General features: G+C 35.2%; 23 protein-coding genes and 1 riboswitch. Of the genes, 14 read left to right on the forward strand and 9 right to left on the reverse strand.

Going from position 1 to position 20,322, the window contains the following annotated elements:
* The first annotated feature begins 11 nt into the window (after positions 1 to 11).
* Positions 12 to 1,559: a flotillin family protein gene (locus ACXYMZ_RS06020; protein WP_458947457.1), complete on the forward strand. Its 1,548-nt coding sequence runs from the start codon at positions 12 to 14 to the stop codon at positions 1,557 to 1,559.
* Positions 1,560 to 1,604: 45 nt separating this feature from the next.
* Here ACXYMZ_RS06020 and ACXYMZ_RS06025 read toward each other — a convergent pair whose 3' ends face one another.
* The 3 genes from ACXYMZ_RS06025 to ACXYMZ_RS06035 all read right to left on the reverse strand — a co-directional run bounded on the left by ACXYMZ_RS06025 (position 1,605) and on the right by ACXYMZ_RS06035 (position 3,859).
* On the reverse strand, positions 1,605 to 2,135 hold the full coding sequence (locus ACXYMZ_RS06025) for a helix-turn-helix domain-containing protein (RefSeq protein ID WP_458947458.1): 531 nt from the start codon (positions 2,133 to 2,135) through the stop codon (positions 1,605 to 1,607).
* 165 nt (positions 2,136 to 2,300) lie between these two features.
* Positions 2,301 to 3,203 (reverse strand): hydroxymethylglutaryl-CoA lyase, encoded by a 903-nt coding sequence (locus ACXYMZ_RS06030; protein WP_458947459.1) that lies wholly within the window; start codon positions 3,201 to 3,203, stop codon positions 2,301 to 2,303.
* Positions 3,204 to 3,700: 497 nt separating this feature from the next.
* A complete protein-coding gene (locus ACXYMZ_RS06035) occupies positions 3,701 to 3,859 on the reverse strand; it encodes a hypothetical protein (RefSeq protein WP_458947460.1) in 159 nt (52 codons plus the stop codon).
* 209 nt (positions 3,860 to 4,068) lie between these two features.
* Between ACXYMZ_RS06035 and ACXYMZ_RS06040 the strand changes: the two genes are divergently transcribed.
* The 13 genes from ACXYMZ_RS06040 (at position 4,069) to ACXYMZ_RS06100 (ending at position 11,014) form a co-directional block, all read left to right on the forward strand.
* Complete coding sequence (locus ACXYMZ_RS06040; RefSeq protein WP_458947461.1) at positions 4,069 to 4,698, forward strand: PspA/IM30 family protein; 630 nt, start codon at positions 4,069 to 4,071, stop codon at positions 4,696 to 4,698.
* Positions 4,699 to 4,731: 33 nt separating this feature from the next.
* Entirely contained in the window at positions 4,732 to 5,766 is a 1,035-nt protein-coding gene (locus ACXYMZ_RS06045; protein WP_458947462.1) for a TFIIB-type zinc ribbon-containing protein, read from the forward strand.
* Entirely contained in the window at positions 5,763 to 6,542 is a 780-nt protein-coding gene (locus tag ACXYMZ_RS06050; protein WP_458947463.1) for a TPM domain-containing protein, read from the forward strand. Before ACXYMZ_RS06045 ends, ACXYMZ_RS06050 begins: the two co-directional genes overlap by 4 nt.
* A 104-nt stretch (positions 6,543 to 6,646) precedes the next feature.
* Positions 6,647 to 7,666, forward strand: coding sequence for an SPFH domain-containing protein (locus tag ACXYMZ_RS06055; protein ID WP_458947464.1), 1,020 nt, complete (start codon positions 6,647 to 6,649; stop codon positions 7,664 to 7,666).
* 194 nt (positions 7,667 to 7,860) lie between these two features.
* A complete protein-coding gene (locus ACXYMZ_RS06060; RefSeq protein ID WP_458947465.1) occupies positions 7,861 to 8,112 on the forward strand; it encodes a hypothetical protein in 252 nt (83 codons plus the stop codon).
* Positions 8,113 to 8,154: 42 nt separating this feature from the next.
* Positions 8,155 to 8,349, forward strand: coding sequence for a hypothetical protein (locus ACXYMZ_RS06065; protein ID WP_458947466.1), 195 nt, complete (start codon positions 8,155 to 8,157; stop codon positions 8,347 to 8,349).
* Positions 8,350 to 8,497: 148 nt separating this feature from the next.
* Complete coding sequence (locus ACXYMZ_RS06070) at positions 8,498 to 8,770, forward strand: hypothetical protein (protein WP_458947467.1); 273 nt, start codon at positions 8,498 to 8,500, stop codon at positions 8,768 to 8,770.
* A gap of 304 nt (positions 8,771 to 9,074) precedes the next feature.
* The gene (locus ACXYMZ_RS06075) at positions 9,075 to 9,197 is read left to right on the forward strand and encodes a hypothetical protein (protein WP_458947468.1); all 123 of its coding nucleotides are present in this window, start codon (positions 9,075 to 9,077) and stop codon (positions 9,195 to 9,197) included.
* Positions 9,198 to 9,233: 36 nt separating this feature from the next.
* The gene (locus ACXYMZ_RS06080) at positions 9,234 to 9,599 is read left to right on the forward strand and encodes a hypothetical protein (RefSeq protein WP_458947469.1); all 366 of its coding nucleotides are present in this window, start codon (positions 9,234 to 9,236) and stop codon (positions 9,597 to 9,599) included.
* Between the two features lie 87 nt (positions 9,600 to 9,686).
* Positions 9,687 to 10,085 carry a hypothetical protein gene (locus ACXYMZ_RS06085; protein ID WP_458947470.1) on the forward strand — a complete coding sequence of 133 codons (399 nt, stop codon included), beginning with the start codon at positions 9,687 to 9,689 and terminating at the stop codon, positions 10,083 to 10,085.
* A gap of 55 nt (positions 10,086 to 10,140) precedes the next feature.
* Complete coding sequence (locus ACXYMZ_RS06090) at positions 10,141 to 10,425, forward strand: TIGR04104 family putative zinc finger protein (protein ID WP_458947471.1); 285 nt, start codon at positions 10,141 to 10,143, stop codon at positions 10,423 to 10,425.
* A 111-nt stretch (positions 10,426 to 10,536) separates the two neighbouring features.
* The gene (locus ACXYMZ_RS06095; RefSeq protein WP_458947472.1) at positions 10,537 to 10,665 is read left to right on the forward strand and encodes a hypothetical protein; all 129 of its coding nucleotides are present in this window, start codon (positions 10,537 to 10,539) and stop codon (positions 10,663 to 10,665) included.
* Positions 10,666 to 10,819: 154 nt separating this feature from the next.
* Positions 10,820 to 11,014: a hypothetical protein gene (locus tag ACXYMZ_RS06100; protein WP_458947473.1), complete on the forward strand. Its 195-nt coding sequence runs from the start codon at positions 10,820 to 10,822 to the stop codon at positions 11,012 to 11,014.
* A gap of 232 nt (positions 11,015 to 11,246) precedes the next feature.
* Here ACXYMZ_RS06100 and ACXYMZ_RS06105 read toward each other — a convergent pair whose 3' ends face one another.
* The 6 genes from ACXYMZ_RS06105 to ACXYMZ_RS06130 all read right to left on the reverse strand — a co-directional run bounded on the left by ACXYMZ_RS06105 (position 11,247) and on the right by ACXYMZ_RS06130 (position 19,901).
* Positions 11,247 to 12,470, reverse strand: coding sequence for a PcsB-like coiled-coil domain-containing protein (locus tag ACXYMZ_RS06105; protein ID WP_458947474.1), 1,224 nt, complete (start codon positions 12,468 to 12,470; stop codon positions 11,247 to 11,249).
* 165 nt (positions 12,471 to 12,635) lie between these two features.
* Positions 12,636 to 13,529 (reverse strand): 4-hydroxy-tetrahydrodipicolinate synthase, encoded by an 894-nt coding sequence (dapA, locus tag ACXYMZ_RS06110; protein ID WP_458947475.1) that lies wholly within the window; start codon positions 13,527 to 13,529, stop codon positions 12,636 to 12,638.
* 347 nt (positions 13,530 to 13,876) lie between these two features.
* A riboswitch (Lysine riboswitch) is annotated at positions 13,877 to 14,057 on the reverse strand.
* A gap of 459 nt (positions 14,058 to 14,516) precedes the next feature.
* Entirely contained in the window at positions 14,517 to 14,840 is a 324-nt protein-coding gene (locus tag ACXYMZ_RS06115) for a type II toxin-antitoxin system PemK/MazF family toxin (RefSeq protein ID WP_458947476.1), read from the reverse strand.
* Positions 14,837 to 15,022, reverse strand: a complete 186-nt coding sequence (locus ACXYMZ_RS06120) for a hypothetical protein (protein WP_458947477.1) — start codon at positions 15,020 to 15,022, stop codon at positions 14,837 to 14,839. Before ACXYMZ_RS06120 ends, ACXYMZ_RS06115 begins: the two co-directional genes overlap by 4 nt.
* Positions 15,023 to 15,485: 463 nt before the next feature.
* Positions 15,486 to 16,685 (reverse strand): ornithine--oxo-acid transaminase, encoded by a 1,200-nt coding sequence (locus tag ACXYMZ_RS06125; protein ID WP_458947478.1) that lies wholly within the window; start codon positions 16,683 to 16,685, stop codon positions 15,486 to 15,488.
* Positions 16,686 to 16,820: 135 nt separating this feature from the next.
* Positions 16,821 to 19,901, reverse strand: a complete 3,081-nt coding sequence (locus tag ACXYMZ_RS06130) for a DEAD/DEAH box helicase (protein ID WP_458947479.1) — start codon at positions 19,899 to 19,901, stop codon at positions 16,821 to 16,823.
* Positions 19,902 to 20,322 lie beyond the last annotated feature (421 nt).

Below are 20,322 nucleotides of genomic sequence, written 5' to 3' on the forward strand. Positions count from 1 at the left end.
GGGGAAAAGTTATGTTAGAAGCATTTAGTTTATCTGTCTGGATTGTAATCGGTATTGTCGCTTTCTTAGTTATTGCATTCATTGCTATTTTCACATCAAAATACCGTACGGCAGGACCAGATGAAGCATTAATTGTTACCGGAAGTTATCTTGGAGGAAAGAATGTACATACAGATGAATCTGGTAATAGAATTAAAATTATTCGTGGTGGAGGAACTTTTGTACTACCAGTCTTCCAACAAGCAAGTCCATTAAGTCTATTATCTAGTAAACTCGAAGTATCAACACCAGAAGTGTATACAGAACAAGGGGTTCCAGTGATGGCCGATGGAACAGCGATTATTAAAATTGGTGGATCCATTGATGAAATCGCAACAGCAGCGGAACAATTTCTTGGTAAATCAAGAGATGACCGTGAAAACGAAGCAAAAGAAGTATTGGAAGGACATCTCCGTTCCATACTAGGCTCTATGACCGTTGAAGAAATTTATAAAAACCGTGATAAGTTTTCCCAAGAAGTTCAACGCGTTGCTTCACAGGATCTTGCGAAAATGGGATTAATCATTGTTTCATTCACGATTAAAGAAGTGCGTGATAAGAATGGTTATCTAGAATCATTAGGTAAACCACGAATTGCACAAGTGAAGCGTGATGCTGACATTGCGACAGCTGACGCGGATAAAGAAACACGAATTAAACGTGCTGAAGCTGCAAAGGATGCACAAAAGGCAGAGCTTGAACGTGCGACTGAAATTGCGGAAGCAGAAAAAGAAAACCAATTAAAAACAGCGGAATATCGTAGAGAGCAAGATATTGCGAGAGCTCGAGCCGACCAAGCTTATGATTATGAAACGGCCCGTGCAAAACAGCAAGTTACAGAACAAGAAATGCAAATTAAAATTATCGAACGTCAAAAGCAAATTGAATTAGAAGAAAAAGAAATTCAACGTCGAGAAAAACAATATGACTCAGAAGTTAAAAAGAAAGCCGATGCGGATCGTTATGCAGTAGAACAGTCTGCGATAGCTGATAAGGCAAAACAATTTGCTGAAGCTGATGCGAATAAGTATCGTATTGAAGCGCAAGCACAAGCTGAGGCTGAACAGGTACGTGTAGATGGTCTTGCAAAAGCTGATTCCTTGAGAGCACAAGGTGAATCCGAGGCAGAAATCATACGTCTTAAAGGTCTCGCAGAAGCTGAAGCTAAGGAGAAAATTGCAGAAGCATTCGAGCAGTTCGGTCAAGCAGCTGTCCTAGATATGGTAATGAAGATGCTTCCAGAGTACGCGAAGGAAGTTGCTCGTCCACTAGGCAATATTGATAAAATTACAGTCGTTGACACTGGGGGTGGCGGTAGCAATGGCGGTGCTAATAAAGTATCGAGCTATGCCACCAATTTAATGGCTACCCTTCAAGAATCGTTGAAAGAAACATCAGGAATTGATGTAAAAGATTTACTAGAAAATATTTCTGGGAAAAATGCAATAAACAACAAAGCCTTTGAACCTCAGCAACCAGCTGAAACAAAAGTTGAAACAGAACAAGTTATAGCGGAGTAAAGAATAAAAAATGGTTCCAGTAGCTACCTACTGCGAACCATTTTTTTAATCTCTATCAATAAATAAGGTTAATACTTTTGCTTCGGTATTATCGACTGGCATAAATAAATGAGGTTTATGGCCTTGGAAATAAGCACTGTCGCCTCTTTCCATACGATATTCTTTTCCATCATAAAATAAAATTATCGTTCCTTCCAAGATAAATATAAATTCATCTTGTGAGTGCGTATAGCCCTCTTTTCGTTGGTTGCTGTCCTTAGGTGTAACATGGACGATAGTTGGTTCTACCCCACTGTAAAACGAACGATTGGCAAGTAATTCGTATGAATAACCCATATTATCATCACCAAGTCGTGATTGTCGCTGCGCCTTTTTTTGAAGAACAAGATCTTCATCTGTTTTCTCATCGAGCACCCATGATAATGGGACTTCTAATACTTCACTTATTTTGGATAATGTCGCAACAGCAGATGCTGTTTGCCCATTTTCTATTTTAGAAAGCATACTTTTCGATATTTGACATTGATCAGCAACTTGCTGCTGGGTTAATTTCTTTCGTAAACGAATTTGTTTCACTTTTTTTCCGATACTTAGAAGGTCTATGGATATTCATTCCTTTCACTAATAAACTTATGTCTGTTTTTAATCATAAGTTAGCGCTTGTTTCAAGTCAAGAAACGCTTCGCCGAAAGCAACAAAAACACCATACTTTCACTTAAGAAAGTATGGTGTAAAATTGAATTATGCATTTGAAAGATATGCTAAGGAACGACTTGGAAGTTTCTTTCCTAATTTACTTTCAATATAAAATCCTGCCTCTTGCATTTTACGCTCATCAATACCTGTTTTAACTCCTAATCCATGGAGTAAATAAAGCACGTCATTTGTGTCTACATTCCCTGCAGCACCCGGTGCATATGGACAACCACCAAGTCCACCAACCGTGCTATCAAATCTTGTAATTCCATAATGTAATGCTGTCATGATATTAGCAATTGCCATTCCACGAGTATCATGGAAATGAAGAATAAGTTTATCCTTCGGGAAGTACTTCATCACAACTTCTAATAAATTTTCTACTTCGCTTGGCACTGCTGTACCAATCGTATCGCCTAGTGATAAATCATCTACTCCTGCCTCAAATAGTCGATCACACACTCTTAAAACTTGATCTGGCGAAATTTTTCCTTCATATGGGCAAGCAAAGACGGTAGATATATAGCCAGTTACACGCTTTTCTGCATTTTTTGCTTCTTTAATTACTTCTTCAAGTATAGGATATGTTCCATCAATTGTTTTATTTATATTTTTTTGATTATGCATTTCACTCGCTGACATGAACACAGAAGCTCCGTCGATTCCTGCTTCTAAAGCGAATTCGAGTCCTTTCATATTCGGAACGAGAGCAGAATATAATACGTCTGGGTTGCGAATAATACGTTTACCAACTTCTCTTGCATCTGCGAGAGCTGGGATCATTTTTGGATTAACAAATGAAGAATACTCGATTTCTTTTACACCAGTGTTTGATAGCATATTAATCCACGCTATTTTATTCTCAGTCGAAATCCATTCTTGTTCATTTTGTAGTCCATCACGGGGACCTACCTCTTTAATGATAACTTCTTTCGGTAATTCTCTCATCCTAACCCCTCCTTTGCATGTTATTGTATTCCACAATTTTGACAACGCTTACAAAGTGAATGAAAAAAATATAATAGTTATAATTACAGTACTCAATTTAGTGTAGCTTTGTTCAACTTTGTTGAATAAAGTATATAACAAAAATTCGCATTATGTCAATCCTCTGAGAATAAATTACTTTTCATTTACTCTGTTAAAGTTCCAGTTTGTTATGAGAATAAACCCGCTTCGGAAATATACTACGCTTTCCGCGTGCGGCTGGTGAGCCTCCTCAGTCGCAAGCGACTTGCGGGGTCTCACCGTTGCCTTCCATCCCGCTGGAGTCTCCGTATATTTCCGAAGCTCAATTAGTTTTTCTTTATTTAATCGGTGCAGTATCAACAAAATGTTTTCTATAAAAAAAGACAATTGATGTCTACTCCATTCAAACTAAGGGAAGTAGTACATCAACTGTCTTGTTAATTTATTTTATTCAGTTTTAAGTGTCTTGGTTTTGCTTACATACCTGAATCTTCACCAGTGTCTTCATCCCCAGGCATTTGTTCGTTAGGGACATCAGGATTTACTGGTACATCAGGGTCTTCGCCGTCAGCACAAGCTACAAGGAATCCTGATAATAAGAAAATCGCAGCAGCGCCTTTTAATGTTTTCTTCATTATTTTTCATTCCTTTCTTTTTAGCTTTCACTATCAGGTATTACCGTTTTTTACCTAAGTTAATCTTAAGAACAGGTTACAAAATAATTACAAACACTTTGCAGATATATATGGGATAATAATAGAAAATGAAACTTTTGACCGATTTGTACAGTATAAGTATATAAGCTAAAATTAAAATTAATATGTATTTTTGAGGAGGAACTATGATGGGGATTTTATCTAGATTTACAAATTTAATGCGAGCAAATATTAATTCTGTTATCGACCGCGCAAAAGATCCTGAAAAAGCGATAAAGGAAACGATTCGTGAAGTGAATTTAAATCTAAGAACCTTACAATCTGAAAATAACGCACTTAAAGCAGATGCAAAAAGAGCAAAAAGAGAATTGGACGAGTGCAATGAAAACATTAATAAGTTTCAGCGTTTTAGTGAAAAGGCTGCTGAAAATGGAGATGATTTAAAAGCACAAGCTTTCCTTGATGAGAAACAAGAGCATGAAGATAAAAAACAAAAACTATTAGCTACATATAATAACTTGGCTATAGAAGTTAAACAAATGCAACTACTCGAAGATAAACTAGCAATGGATGTTGCTCAATTAGAAACAAGAGCTGCTACCATTCTAGATAAGTCAGCTGAACTTGAAAAACAAAGCCTGATGAACAATGCTTTTAGAAGCTCCTCTAATTCTGGATTCTCTAGCTATGAAGAAGAACTTAATTTTAAATTAGACGAAGCCGAGGCACTGGCAGAACTACGCAACAATGTGGTTCATTCGGAACATGAACTTTCCATTGATGAAGAAATTGCTAAATTAAATACTAAAAAAGAATAAGATTTAGTAAACCAGTGATTGGAGGGAATAGATATGGTTATACATTATAAATGTCCTAACTGTGGAAGTGACATGTCATTTGATAGTGAATCTGGGAAACTCTCATGTGGAAATTGTGGACGACAAGACAATATTGAAAGTTTTTCAGACGAATTTATAGAAACGGTTTTTGAAGAAGATGAAGCAAAAGAATACCATTGTAATAATTGTGGTGCTGTCCTTGTCACAGATGCCGACACTACGGCAACAAAATGTAGTTTTTGTGGCGCGGCCGTCGTACTTGCAGATCGGGTATCAGGAATATTAGCCCCTTCCCTTGTCATCCCTTTCACCATCAATAAAGAACAAGCAATTGAAGCATTTAAAAAGTGGTGTAGGAACGGACGATTAACACCTAGAGGATTTATGACAGCAAATCGAATTAAAGAAATCACTGGTATGTATGTACCTTTTTGGGTATATGATTTAAACAGTAAAGCAAAAATTAGTGCTGTAGGAACGAAAGTCCGCACCTATTCTCGTGGAGATTATATTTATACAGAGACAAAATTTTATGATGTTTATCGTGATTTGGATATCAATTTCTCAAGAGTACCAGCAGATGCATCTGAAAAAATGGATGATGAGCTAATGGATAAGCTAGAACCTTATGATTATGGTAGTTTCAAAGATTTTAAAACACCTTATCTTGCTGGATATATTGCTGAAAAATATAATTATGATGACAAGGAATTACTCCCTCGTGTCCAAGAAAAGATGAGTGGTTCGATTGATAATTACATTCGTTCTACGATTAGTGGGTATACATCAGTAAACTATAAAAATAGAGATATTCACACGAAAAATGCAAAAAGTCTTTATGTCCTCCTCCCTGTCTGGATGTTATACTATGACTATGATAAGGCTGAACATATCTTTGCGATGAATGGCCAAACAGGAAAAGTTGTTGGAAAGCCACCACTAAGTATGGGTAAAATAGCAGCATGGTTTGGTGGAATTGCTGGAAGTACCTTTATCCTGATGAAAATAATTACGTATATTGTTTCAGGAGGTGGCATCCTGTTTTGAAAAAACTATTCGCAAGTAGCTTACTGGTAATTATGTTTATATTTATAACTACTGCTCCAGTTTTTGCAGATGTACAGAGAATTTATGATGAAGCAAACTTATTAACAGATGCCGAAGTCCAAGAATTAGAAGCACAAGCCTCAGCATATTTTGATGAATGGCAGACAGATTTTATTATTATTACGACAAATGATACTGAAGGTAGAATGGTCACGACGTATATGCAAGATTTTACCGATGAACTAGCTAAAGAATTTAATCGTTCGGAAGACAATATGGCTGTTCTAACAATGGATATGCAAAATAGAGAGGTTTATTTAGCAGGTTTCGGTATTGGTAAAGAATATTTAGATGACGCCAGATTGGATCAAATTAGAAATCAAATTACGAGTGATTTAAGTAATGGAAATTACTATGATGCTTTTGAACATTTCTTTGCTAAATCTGACGAGTATTTAAATATCCGACCTGGAGTTAATCCTGAATCTCTATTCTTCAATACATTCGTGCAATTAGGCGCAGCTCTTGTTTTAGCATTTATTGTTGTATTTATTATGGCATTTAACTCTGGTGGACGTGTGACGGTTAATGCAAGAACATATCTAGACCAACAAAATACAAGAATTGTTTCTCAGCATGATCGTTACTTACGCAAAACCGTAACAAGAAAGAAAAAACCATCTAATAATAGTAGTGGCGGTGGAGGCGGACGTATGGGCGGTGGCGGCATAAGCAGTGCTGGTCGCTCTCATAGCGGAAGCCGAGGAGGATTCTAAGATCAAAGGTGTAAGCGTGGCTCGTCCTCTGACAATATCCACACCATAGAAATTTTATAATTTCCTATATAAGAAAAAATTAACCCGAAAGGACGGATACCTATATGTCTTTTTTTAGAAATCAATTAGCAGACGTTGTAGAATGGGAAGAATTTAGAGATGATATGATTTTTTGGAAATGGTCCAATCGTGAAATTAAAAAAGGTAGTAGACTGATGATTCGCCCTGGTCAAGATGCTATTTTCATTAACAATGGAAAGATTGAAGGGATTTTCGAGGATGATGGCGAGTACAATATTGAGTCACAAATCATTCCTTTTCTATCGACTTTGAAAGGTTTCAAATTCGGTTTTAATAGTGGTTTGCGTGTGGAAGTTCTTTTTGTCAACACAAAGGAATTCACTGTGAAATGGGGTACAAGAAATGCAATTAACATCCCTTCCCCATCCCCTGCTCTCCCTGGTGGAATTCCAGTAAGGGCAAACGGAACAGTGAACTTTAGAGTAAAAGATTATGTAAAACTTATAGATAATATTGCAGGTGTAAAAAAATCTTACCTCGTGGAAGATGTGAGACTACGTATTATAGCTATTCTTGACCAATTATTAATGAAGTGGATTACTCGAGAAGGTAAAGATATGTTTAATCTTCAGGCGAATTCCTTTGAAATATCTAAAGGTATTAAAGAAGACCTGGATATGGAAATATTTGATCTCGGCATGACGATTACTGGATTTAACGTAATGAGCTTTAACTATCCAAAAGAAATCCAAGATATGATTACAAAATCAGCGTCGCATGGGATGGTTGGCGATGTAGGTAAGTATCAACAAATAGAGATGACGGATGGCATGTCTTCTGGAAAAGTTCAAAGTAGCGGGACAGCCTCTGACATGGTTGGAATGATGATGGGCATGAATGTTGCCAAAGAAATGATGAATAACATGAACGGCGCGAACAACCAAAATCAACAACAAAACCAACAGCAGCAAAATCAACAGAATAACACACAACAAGCTGCTACAGAAAATACATCAGGAGAAAAGCCAAACTTCTGTCCAAATTGCGGAACAAAAACAGGCGGCGGTAACTTCTGCTCTAATTGTGGTCAAAAATTAGTTTAGATCTAACGGGTTTACTTCAGAGGGGCAAACCAAATATTCACAAACAACATCGCAGTGACATTCAAAATAGAATTCACTGCGATATTTTTATTGTTATATAATATAGTCGCCGTGTAGTTTTAATTAAACAAATTGGCAGTTTTGTGGAAGATGGATTATTTAAAGTCGTTAGAATATGTGAAGGGGAGATTTAAGTGCCTAAAGCCAAGAAACATATCTGGATTTATCCACTAATCACTGCAGTTTTTTTAGTATTGACTTTTAAAGTTATTGGTAGAATAGATGAAAAGTTGATCGTCCCTTTCTTATGTCTAGGAATGGTTATAGCTATGGTTATTGATACTGAAATTAATAAACGTAAAAGAAAGATAAAAATACTTATATATGGGGTTCTTGCGCTAATTATACTAGTTGCAAACTGGTTGAATTATATTGCTTATAGTTAAACAAAAGGGTGCAATTGTTGAATAGTCGAGGGGGAAGAAAATTTGAATTTAATTTGGATAAGCTTTATTACAGTGTTTCTATTGATTTTATGTTTCGCTTGTACCCTTAATTTTATAGAAAGCTTACAAGATGGTGATAAAAGAGTAATTAGACAGTCAAGATTAGCAGCAATTACTTGTTTAAGTTTGGCTCTTGTTATTCCTCTAGTTTACACTTTAATTGCTTATGATATTTAAGTATACACTTAAGCTATTGGGTGCAATCCTTGAAGGAGGAAAAGTACCCTTTCTGGTTGAATTCATTAAAGGGGCAGAATCCTGAAGATGTCTTTATCTTTTTTGTGTGGTTTAACTATTTATAATCCTAAAGAAGAAGGTGATTATTGTGAAAGTAGCACTTATTCATATTGGGTTTTTCATTGGCCTTATTATCCTCGGTATCCTATCCTTTTTTACAATATTTGGAATAGGATTTACTGAAGGGATTACTTTATTTAGTTTAACTATTCCTTTTATTTTAAGTGTAGGGTGGAATTTTGCCTACATGCGAGGATTTCTTGGTTTACGTTCAAATGAGGTACAATCCGTTAGACCGTCTAAGAATTGGACATTTGTTAGTATGTTCCTTTCAGGGATTTTTATAGTTTATAGTTTATAGTTTACTTATGGCAACAATGTTGTTACCAATATTGTCCGTTATATCTGTATTTTTACTTCTTATTTGGTACGCACTGCTTTTTGCATATACAAAGAGTAAAAGTAGCTTTCCACAAATGATGTATGGTTCGATTCTCTTAATCGTTTCTTTGTTGCTTGCTTATCTGACTTTTAGAGTTTTAATCTCTTCCTAAACACACTTTAACTAAAGGTTGCGTTAATCAAAGAAGGTTTAACGCTTTTTTTGTCGAATATATTAAAGTGACTGGACAAATTTGTTAAATAAAGAGCATGGGGTGTTATAAATGGGTTGGCTAATCATTGTTGCGATTGCTTATCTTCCAATTATTTATCGAATTCATAGACGATTAGATTACTTAGAGAAGGAATTAAAAAGTTTAAGGGTGAAAATGATACAATTTAACTAAAGGCTGCATTACTTTAAGAACCAAGGAGTGGTAGCATTGAACTTATATCTTCATAATTATTTAGACGTGTTTAAAAGAAACTTTATGTTGGTTGTTATGGCAATGGTATTATTAGCTGTGACATTTTTTGTTTGGGCTGGAATTCCATTTTTTGTAGTCGGAAGTTTAATTGCAGAATTTACTTCAAACTATGTAATTATTTACTTCTGTATTTCATTATCAGGAGGGTTTCTATTTTCCTTCTATTTTGCTCCGTTCAACTTAAAAGTTTCTAAGAATATAGCCAGTATAAAGAACATTAGTACAGTAGTGGCTTTCGCGACAGTACAAACAGTATGGATATTAGTAAGTTCTCTAATATTTGGTACAACGTTATTCTTGATGAATGTTCTTCAGTTATAGGGTGTGATTCTTCAAGTGGGTGCAGTAGCTTTTTTCACTAACAAAGCAGTTTAGTTGAAGAAAGGATTATGGCATGGAGGTGCTTTTTTGGATCCAAAGAAACTTACTAATTTAATAAATAGTCTGGAAGAAAAACCTGGAGGCACTATACGTATTTTTGGTGAATGGTTTGGTAGACCTTATGATAATTACCATAAGATATTGGAATGTATTTATAAAGATGAAATTCTTGATATTAAATTCGATACTAGTGAAACAATAAGAGTTTGGAATCCAAATCACATTATGTTTAAAAATAATGAACTAATTATAGAAGATTCTACTTATGTTGAATTTTTAAGATTTGATTATGGGAAACCAAAATCGAAAGAAAATGTAATAAGGGAAATATACATAAACGGTGAAGTAAGTAATCCAGATAAAGAGTATGGGAAAGTTCATCAAAATATGGTGAAACCAGATTATCCAGCTTTTGAATTACTGTAATAGTTTTATTTACGCTAACGGGTGTGAGATTTAAATAATAAGTGGAGGTTTTTGTTTGCAAAAATGCGAGAGCTGTAATGAGAAATTTAACTGGAGTGCAATCTATAAATCTTTCTGGTGGACTTATAAACCGATTAAATGCGAGCAATGTGGAGCTATACATAAAATCACTATTACTGGTAGGATCATTTTCGTTTCTTTTACTATTTTACCGTTTCTTATATTCGGTCATTTTCTTTCACCTTTTAGCAATATATTAATGACTCTGGGAGTAGGATTAATCATATTAATTTTAGGTTCACTATTAACCCCTTTCTTTGTATCGTATAAAGAATCTTAGTAAATTAATACTCTTAAAGTAACAGGTCCGATTGTTCAATAAGGACAGCCGCTTTTTCACTAAAGGAGCAGTTAAGTTGAAGAATGAATAGAAAAAATGGGGGAGTTTTATTTGTTATTTTTGATTGGTTTTATTGTGATATTATTTACCCTTTTAGCGATAGAAGCAACACTAAAGAAGGGATATAAACAAAATGAAGAAATAATTGAATTGTTAAAGGAAATAAAGGAAAAGAAATGATTTATCTTTTAACAAACGCGTGCGATTATTTAAGAAGGATTAACGTACTTACCTTTTGAAAATATTGTGCTAACGGGGCAGGTTAGTGGAAGAAAAATTGGTGAAATACACTTATATATAACATAGATATAGGTAGGGATTTGGAGGTGAGATGTTGAACTTTTTTGATTGGAAAATAGAAATGGTAGAAAGTTTAAAACCGTATATAGATATTGAAAATAAAAGAATGGCTATTCTCACCACTGAAGATGATGAAATTCATTTGGCTTTAGAGTTTGATGAAAACAATAATTTAGTTATGCATCCAAGATGGAATATAAACATTATAATCTTAGGTGATAAACATTAAAATTCACTACAAATTCATAAAGATACTCATCAGCTAACGGGTGCTTTAACGAAACAAACAATTATAAAAAAATGAAGCTTAGAGAATTTAATTCCCTAAGCTCCATTTTTTATACTCTGAAATCATTTGTAAAAATCATGTGAATTAACTTCTGAACTATGGTCCAATTTATGATATTGCACCTCGCAAAGTAAACTCATTAGATTAGATCATATACTGGTTTTCATTTGAATTATTGTATTGTTACGCGAACTGTTCGGACTCCCCAGTTCAGCGCTTCTGCTTTTGTTTTTACAAAAACATCGATTTTATTTCCTCGAATCGCGCCGCCTGTATCTCCTGCAATTGCATATCCATATCCTTCAACATATACGACAGAACCCAATGGAATTACCGATGGATCAACAGCAATCACTTTTTGATTTGGATTCTTATTTAAATTAATACCCGTACTTGTTATCCCACTACAACCTGCACAGTTGGCAGTATAAGCTGTAGATGTAACAGTAAATGAATTTTTAACTTGCTCTTTCTCATTTACTTCCTTGTTCTTTTTAGGTGCTGGAGACTGAACTTGCGTTTTTTCTTGCTTCTTAGCGACTTGGACCAGATTAGATTGTTTCTTCTTTTCCTCGGCTTTCGCAAGTTCTCTTGCTTCAGCTTCTTTCGCTTTTTCTTCTGCTACTCTCGCTTTTTCAGCTTTGGCAGCTGCTATTTCGTCTTTGACTTCCTGCTCCATTGTTTGTAAGCTTTTATCTTTCGTTTCAAGGTCACTCATATAAGCAATGATTTCTTGCTGGATATTACTCAATTTCTTTTTACTATTTTCTTGTTGTTCTTTCTCAGCATTCAAGGCTACGAGTTGTTCCTGCTGATCATCATACATCGCATTTAATTCGTTAAGTTTTTCTACTGTTGTTAACTGATGGGTTTCAACAAGCTTGATATCCTCGTCAAGCTGCTCCATTAACCTTGCATCCGAATCAGCAATCTGATTTACGGCTGTTAAGCGACTAATAAAATCACCGAAACTCTGTGATCCAAATAATACCTCTAGAAAATTAATCCCACCACCTGATTGCTGATAGGAAGCCGCTCTCGTTTTTAATAATTCAAAACGATCCGCAATACTCTCTTCTAAACGTTTGATTTCAAGTTGTAGTTCTGATATTTCTTCAACTGTTTCATCGATTTCTGTCGTGATTTTATTTACTGCTTCTTGCTTTTGTTCAACTTGTATATGTAAGGTCTCTACTTGCTCATCTAATTGTTTCATTTCGTCTAGTAATTGCTTCAGCTTCTGTTCTTCTGCAGAAAGGTTTTGCTGAATTGCTTGTCTTTCTTTTTGGATATCTTGTAAGTCATCCGTGCTTTCTGCAAAGCTCAGTTTTGGAAAAAATCCACTTATCATTAAGACAGAAGCAATTAAGATTAGGGTCGTTAATTTATTACGCACTCATTTTCCTCCGCTTCTATGTATAAAATTATGTGTAGGGAGAAGTATAACATGACTTAATAACAGGGATATTATGATGAGGTTACAATTAGATTTCACTGGAAAACAAACAGCAAAAAACCACGTCATAGCAATATGCAACGTGGTTTTCTTATAAATCGAGATTTAAATATTTATTTTATTATCTGCTAAATAGCTTTCTAAAACTTCCACTACGGCTAATTTTTCTTTGTCTGTTAAAGCTAGTAATGGTAAACGAACCCCACCGACAGGAACCTCTAGATAATCTAAAGCAGCTTTTACAGGCGTTGGACTTGGTGCGCTGAAGATTGCTTGCACAACTGGTAAAATAGCACGGTGGATGCTTGCCGCTTTCTTCACATCACCTGCTATAAAGCTTTGTACCATTGTTTGCATATCATTTCCAATTACATGTGCAGCTACAGAAACAACACCATTTCCTCCAATTGCTAGCATTGGGATTGTCATCCCATCGTCACCACTATAAACACTAAACGAATCATCTGTTTCTTGAATGATTTTTGCTGCCGCGTCAAGATCTCCACTTGATTCTTTCACAGAAACGATATTTTCGATTTGGGAAAGACGGATAATCGTTTCCGGTGTCATATTTACTGCAGATCTACTTGGGATATTATAAAGCATTACTGGGAGGCTCGTGCTTTTAGCAATCGCAGTGAAATGCGCGTATAACCCTTCCTGAGATGGTTTATTGTAATAAGGTACAACAAGCATGATTCCATCAACACCAGCATTTTCTGCCGCTCTTGTTAATTCAATCGACCCTCTTGTATTATTTGATCCCGTTCCAGCTAAAACTGAGATTCTACCGTTAACTTCTTTTACGACATATTTAAAAAGTTCTACTTTCTCTTTATCTGTTAATGTAGGCGATTCACCTGTTGTTCCTGATACAACGACACCATCTGAACCATTCGCAATTAAATGTTCAATTAACTGAGATGTTGCTGGATAATCTATTTCTCCTTGTGCATCAAATGGAGTAACCATTGCTGTTAATATTTTTCCGAAATCCATTTTATTCACTTCCCTTTCAAGATTAATTATCTAAGGCGTAAGCGCCCGTTCAGCGACGTACAAACTGCGCCCCACAGGACGTGGGGTGGTTCGACGTTGCGACGTGATGTCGCGGTTTTAGTTGAACTTCCCTTTTCTTTTGAGATAAAGGAAACACGGCGACGTTAGGAGCCGATGTTGACTTATCGATTGGAGGAGCGCGAAGTTTGATAGTCGTTGGGCGCTGGAGCCGGATGTGGCTCAACACATTACTTGCTCAATATCTAGAATTTTTAATAACTTCGAGAAATATAAAAAAGCAATAACGATTATGGCCGCTATTGCTAATAGAACGTTTCTCATGTTCTTTGCTTGATAGCACCCCATATAGTTTACTATATGACAGCCCTGCACCTATTCGATACAGACCCAGCAGTTAGAATGAATGAGTCTTCTTCTGCTTCGGCAAAGCCCCCTTTTCAAATGGATTAACGGATCTCACTATCCTCCCCATAAGTACTCATGACCTTTGCAACCTCTACCTTACTTTAATGTATATAAAATAAGAGATATTCAATTGTTTGTACAACTATATCAAAAGTAGGATGAAATAACAAGTAATGTACGGTGTTTTTATGAGCTTTATAATATAACTTATGTATGAAATAAATAAGAGTGACGAATTAATTACAAACGTACATTCTAATTTTAAATAGTCATCCATTTCAGCTTTTACCTTTATATTTCCTTAACTGATTGGACTGAAACACTCAGCTTAAGGTTTTCTGCCGATGTCATAAAGCTTCTATTAATCACTTTTGATATAATTTTTTAAGATCCTTGGCCTATATGTTTTAACTATAAAATCATACATTCCGAACTTCATTTAATCATTCATCTAATGGTATACTACCTGTCTTTGACATAGACACGCCCCCAGTTATTTTTTAAAACAGTATGATTGATGAGACTAAAAAACACTCATCATCTTATGAAGAGTGTTACTTATCATACATTATGATATTTTTTAAACATACGAGCGACTCTAGCGAAGTCGTGCTGACTTAAATAACCTCTAGATTTTAGCTTCACTATTTCATAATTATCATATATATCGTATTGAACGTGAGAACTTGGGGATAGATTAGCATTTGGACTGTCTTCAATTTTTATCCGATTAGGGTGATTTTCAGTCGGTCCCGTGCTCGTTATCTTTAAACCGATTGCTATGTCGTGTTCATTATTGATTACAAGAATAAGGACAGGTCGTTTTTTACCTCCCTGCCCTTCTTCATATTTAAAATATAACTCATAGAGATGACCTACTTTCATTCGTCATTCCCCAACCAATATTCATAGTTTGCATGTGATGAATCTATATCCACTACACCGTTTTTATCAATAGACAACGATTTTCTTTGAGGTAACTTGCCAAAATCAACAGTAGAGGCTATTTTCTCCAATTCCTTTTGATTAGGAGATTCGTTCAAATCTCTTGTTTTAGTTTCCGGCATGTCATTATCCTCCTTTTCACACATCCTCACACCACCTTTTTTAAAAAAGAATGGTACTAGTATATGCTTTATTTATACAAAGTATACCATAATATTCCTTTCCATTCAACGTAAAAGAAGCCACACACGAGAAGTGATCACGCTTAGCTTTCTGTAAGTAGGTACACGATTTCTTTGAATGCTGTTTGTCTTTTTCGTACGTTAACTTAGTAGCATATGCTTTGTGAATTCTATCTTTTATTGGCGATATATTTAAAATGTATTATATATTTCGTTCGGAAAATACACCTATTACATTTCCGAAAAAAAATACCATCATTAATTGGTTCAAACATAATACTTCCATATTCTTTAAAATATTTATACACATTTGAAGAATGGTCAGATTAACATGAGTAACACAGTCATAGAAATAAAAAAAGGGATACAAATCGTATATGATTTGTATCCCGAGGGTAGTAGTTTATTTACTTAACACCTTATGAATTCTTTCTAAAGCCCAGTCCAAGTCTTCTTTCGTAATAACTAATGGTGGTGCAAAACGAATCGTGTTATCATGTGTTTCTTTACAAAGAATTCCTTCTTCTTTTAATTCTTCACAATACCCACGAACTGCATGATTAAACTCTACGCCGATAAACATTCCACGAGCACGAACTTCTTTGAAATCTTTATTATTAATCTTTCTAAGTTCACTCGCAAAATACTCACCTAATTCTAGTGATTTGTTTACAAGATCCTCATCTTCTAACACATCAATCGATGCAATCGAAACCGCACATGCCAGTGGATTTCCACCAAATGTTGAACCATGCGAACCAGGTGTGAAAACATCCATAATATTTTTATTCGCTGCAATGGCTGACACTGGGAATACACCGCCGCCAAGTGCTTTACCCATTACATAAATATCTGGGACAACATTTTCCCATTCACAAGCAAACATTTTACCAGTACGTGCTAATCCTGTTTGTACTTCGTCCGCAATAAATAAGATATTGTTTTCATCACATAGATCACGTATTGCTTTTAGATAGCCTTCAGAAGGAATAATAATTCCAGCTTCACCTTGGATAGGTTCGACAATAATTCCAGCAGTATTCGGTGTAATTGCTTCACGAATTGCCTCGATATTGTTATACTCTACTTTTTTAATCCCTGGAACAAATGGGCCATAATTGTTTTTCGCAAGTGGATCGTCTGAAAGTGAAATCGCATTAATCGAACGGCCATGGAAGTTCCCTTTTGCAGCAATGATTTCTGCTTTGTTATCTTCTACGCCTTTTACTTCATACGCCCAACGTCTTGCTGCTTTAATTGCCGTTTCTACAGCTTCCACTCCCGTGTTCATTGGAAGTACTTTTTCTTTATTCGTTAATTTTGCAATTCGTTCTGTCCATTTACCTAAAATATCGTTATGAAATGCACGAGAGGTTAAAGTGACTTTATCCGCCTGTTCCTTCAACGCTTGAATAATTTTAGGGTGACGATGCCCTTGGTTTACTGCTGAATAAGCACTTAACATATCCATGTATTTATTGCCTTCGGGATCTGTTACCCAAACACCCTCAGCTTCAGAAACAACAATCGGTAAAGGATTGTAATTCCTTGCACCATATTTATCCGTTAGTTCCATAATTTCCTCTGAAGATTTTACTGTCATTGTATTACCTCCTCGATTTTATCTGATATTCTTGCAAACATAAGATGAGATCCGCTTCTCGCAAAAATACCCTATACAGCTAATTTACATTTGATTATAACATTAATCAATTGATAACCTACACACTTGCTAGATTCAATCCGCAAAGATCTCTTTAATATCGGTCAGTGATAATCCTTTAGCTATATCAATATTGGAATCTATTACCTCTCGAATTAATTTACGTTTTCTTTCTTGAAGTTGATTCATTTTCTCTTCAATGGTTCCTTTAGCAATTAACTTGATGACATGGACTGTATTTTTTTGCCCAATTCGATATGCCCTATCTGCCGCTTGCTCTTCAACAGCTGGATTCCACCATAAATCATATAAAATAACAGTATCTGCACCTGTTAAATTTAGGCCTGTTCCCCCTGCTTTTAAAGAAATTAAGAAGATATCTTTTTCACCTTCATTAAACTTCTTCGATAACCGCTGTCTTTCCTGTGATTCTGTTGCCCCGTCCAAATAGAAAAAGGATGTTCCTGTTTCGGCAAGATTACGCGCAATGATTTTTAGCATACTTGTAAACTGAGAAAAAATTAAGATGCGTCGATTTGTTCTTTTCGCTTCTTGAATGATTGAAAGAAGTCTTTCTAGTTTTGCTGAGTTTCCATTATAATCTTCAACAAACAAACTTGGATGACAGCAGATTTGGCGTAATCTTGTAAGCCCTGCTAGAATCTTTATCCGATTTTTATCAAGCGTTTCTTTGTCTAAATGTTTTAGTTCTTCTTTCTTTAGCTTTGCTAAATATGCTGCATAGATCTTTTTCTGATCAGGGGATAGTTCCACAACCTCCACCTGTTCAATCTTCTCTGGAAGTTCATTTGCTACCTGATGCTTCATTCGTCGCAACATAAAGGGACGAATTCTCCGGTTTATTTTTCTTTTTGTCAAATGCCGAAACGATTCATAGCTACCAAATAATTCAGGGAAAACAATATGGAAAATCGACCATAGCTCATCAATATTATTTTCCATTGGTGTACCTGTTAGAGCAAAACTTGTCGTCGCTTGTAATTTCTTTAAAGCCCTTGCCGTTTGTGTACGAGGATTTTTAAAAGCCTGTGCTTCATCATAGAAAATCGTATTGAATTTCCACTTTTTATACCAGTCAATATCTGAACGAAGCATCGTATAAGTTGTAATAATAACATCATGCTTTCGAATATGTGAAAGCTTTTCTCCACGTATTTCCTTCGTACCGTCGATGATTGCAACGGTTGCCTCAGGAAGAAACTGGTTACACTCATTTTGCCAATGGTAAAGCACGGCAGATGGGCAAACAATCAATATTTGTTCATCATTTTCGCGAATAGCTGTTAATCTTGAAGCAATATAAGCGATGCTCTGCAAAGTTTTTCCAAGTCCCATATCATCTGCTAAGACCCCACCAAAACCATAGGAAGATAATGTATTCATCCAGTTGAGTCCAACCTTTTGATAATCCCTTAATTCAGCGTTCAGGTTTTCAGGAATCTGAATCTCCTGGATGTTTGGATTTGTAGTCTTTTGGAAAAATCGCTTCAATGAAATTTCAGGATTCATCATCGATTCATCTGTGAAAATATCAATTAGCTTTAAACCTTCAACCACGGTAGTTTCAAATTCATCTGGAGCATCATCTTTAAAAGGAGCCTGCTGTAAAAAGTCATGTATTTCTTTCATTTCCTTCGTTTCTAATGATAAAAGAGCACCACTTTTCAAACGATAATACCTTCTCTTTTCTTCAACTGCTTGCAGAATCTCTTTTATTTCTTTTTCAACAAATCCTTCCATCTCAAACTTAAACTCTAGCCAATCTAAACGATCTTTATGCTGTTTAATTTTAATCTTAGGCTTTGTTGGTTGTGGTAAAATTCTATTTCTAACAGCTGTCGTTGCAAAGATTTCCACATGCTTTTCTAAATTCGGCAGCACATCCATCAAAAATGCATATTCTAGTTCTTCATTATGGAGAATATAACCTCCGTCGGTTTGATAAAATTTAGCCGATTCCATCATCTCAAGGATGAGGTTTTCTTTTTCATAATCCCTGATAGCGAAGTTTTGATCCCCTGTCTCCTCGGAAGGATGAATAACAAAATAATCATAATGAAACTCAAGACTTGCAAGTAGGCGCTGATTAACTCTATCTAGGAATAGTTTTGCTTTAAGCTCCGGTAGCTCAAACTTTTCTAACATTTCCTTTGCGATTTTTACCTCACCAAATCCCTGTAATTTAGGAATAATCTTCTCACTAAAATAAAAAAGCTGATCCTCTGGGATGGATAGCGCATGATATTCATCAAGCAAGCTGTTTAAATCGATTAACTGCCTCATCGCTTCGCTTGTCAATTGATAAAATAACCCATCATATATAACAAAACCATAGCCAGGAAGCAGGGTTAATTTTTCTAATCCATTTATTTTGAGCTGAGCTCTGGCTTCTATAGAATGAATGGAAAACCTTAATGGGAGAACTGATTTTTCTTCGATTATTTCGGTTGATTGATTCTCGTGGTTCATATAGTTAACGAATGGCTTTCTTTCTATTAAAGGAAAAATATCAGTCCAAAGCAAAGGAGGAATGACGATGCTTCCTTCATGAGTACCATATGAATCATATGCAATTAACTTTTCTAAAACGAGTGAGGATTCTTTTGAAAAACAATGTTTGTTAAAGTCATAGAGATCTTTACCATCTTGATAAAAGTTTTTTCCACTATGTAGGGATCTTAGAAAAACATTTATATTATCTACTTGTTGTCCTTCAATTTTAATCAAAAGGGCAAGATTATTTTCTTTGGTAATTTTTATAATAAATTGGATATCTAACAACTTTCGTGTCTCAAAATAAGTTAATGCTGTGAATTTATCCATATTTTCATTTTGAAAGACATCAAATATATCATTTGTTTGTCTTCCCAATAACAGATGCAAAACAGCAGCAATATGCTGACAATCTTTTGAGAAAGACGCAAGAGTTGGACAGCTACATGATGATTTAAATCCATTATCGGTCTTATGGATTTCTACATGAAAATCTTCTATTCCATGGACAACCGCTTTACAAAAATCTTCCCTCTCCATAAGCATGCTTACGTTTCCTTTATGGAAGAATTGCTTGCCACGGTTAAATGCAGCTAGGCCACAACGGTCTATTATTTTCTTTTCGCTTAGACGAATTTCCACTATACGTACTCCTTCTGACAAATGCTATACTTTCATTATAACCCAAAATGAAATAGCATCTAACCTTTCGTTTTAAAAAGGATAGATGCTTTAAATTAACGGGTTCGGTTTGTTGGGAGAAACCTTAATACAGCGCGTGAATTTTATGTTGTTGTTTAAAATAAGCTTACTTTGTAGACCAATTGTATAACCGTTTTTAATAAAATATAGGTATTTTTAAGAAGTTAACTTATTTTTCAAAGGTAATTGGTTTTATATGTTAAAATAAATTAAAGATTGTGAAAAAATGTACTTAAAGTAACGGGGCAGGATAGTTGAATAAGAAAAACCAGAGTAAAGGAGAAAAATATATAATGACTGTTAATTTGGAACCAACAAAAGAACAAGTTAGGAATTGGATAGAAAGTTTTGTTCCCAAAAT

It is taken from the genome of Oceanobacillus sp. CAU 1775 (genome assembly GCF_054482815.1).

Coding starts and splice junctions, on each gene's coding strand:
- ACXYMZ_RS06020 (WP_458947457.1), top strand. CDS start 12: ATGTTAGAAGCATTTAGTTTATCTGTCTGGATTGTAATCGGTATTGTC.
- ACXYMZ_RS06030 (WP_458947459.1), bottom strand. CDS start 3,203: ATGAGAGAATTACCGAAAGAAGTTATCATTAAAGAGGTAGGTCCCCGT.
- ACXYMZ_RS06035 (WP_458947460.1), bottom strand. CDS start 3,859: ATGAAGAAAACATTAAAAGGCGCTGCTGCGATTTTCTTATTATCAGGA.
- ACXYMZ_RS06040 (WP_458947461.1), top strand. CDS start 4,069: ATGGGGATTTTATCTAGATTTACAAATTTAATGCGAGCAAATATTAAT.
- ACXYMZ_RS06045 (WP_458947462.1), top strand. CDS start 4,732: ATGGTTATACATTATAAATGTCCTAACTGTGGAAGTGACATGTCATTT.
- ACXYMZ_RS06055 (WP_458947464.1), top strand. CDS start 6,647: ATGTCTTTTTTTAGAAATCAATTAGCAGACGTTGTAGAATGGGAAGAA.
- ACXYMZ_RS06075 (WP_458947468.1), top strand. CDS start 9,075: ATGGGTTGGCTAATCATTGTTGCGATTGCTTATCTTCCAATTATTTAT.
- dapA (WP_458947475.1), bottom strand. CDS start 13,529: ATGGATTTCGGAAAAATATTAACAGCAATGGTTACTCCATTTGATGCA.
- ACXYMZ_RS06115 (WP_458947476.1), bottom strand. CDS start 14,840: ATGAAAGTAGGTCATCTCTATGAGTTATATTTTAAATATGAAGAAGGG.
- ACXYMZ_RS06120 (WP_458947477.1), bottom strand. CDS start 15,022: ATGCCGGAAACTAAAACAAGAGATTTGAACGAATCTCCTAATCAAAAG.
- ACXYMZ_RS06125 (WP_458947478.1), bottom strand. CDS start 16,685: ATGACAGTAAAATCTTCAGAGGAAATTATGGAACTAACGGATAAATAT.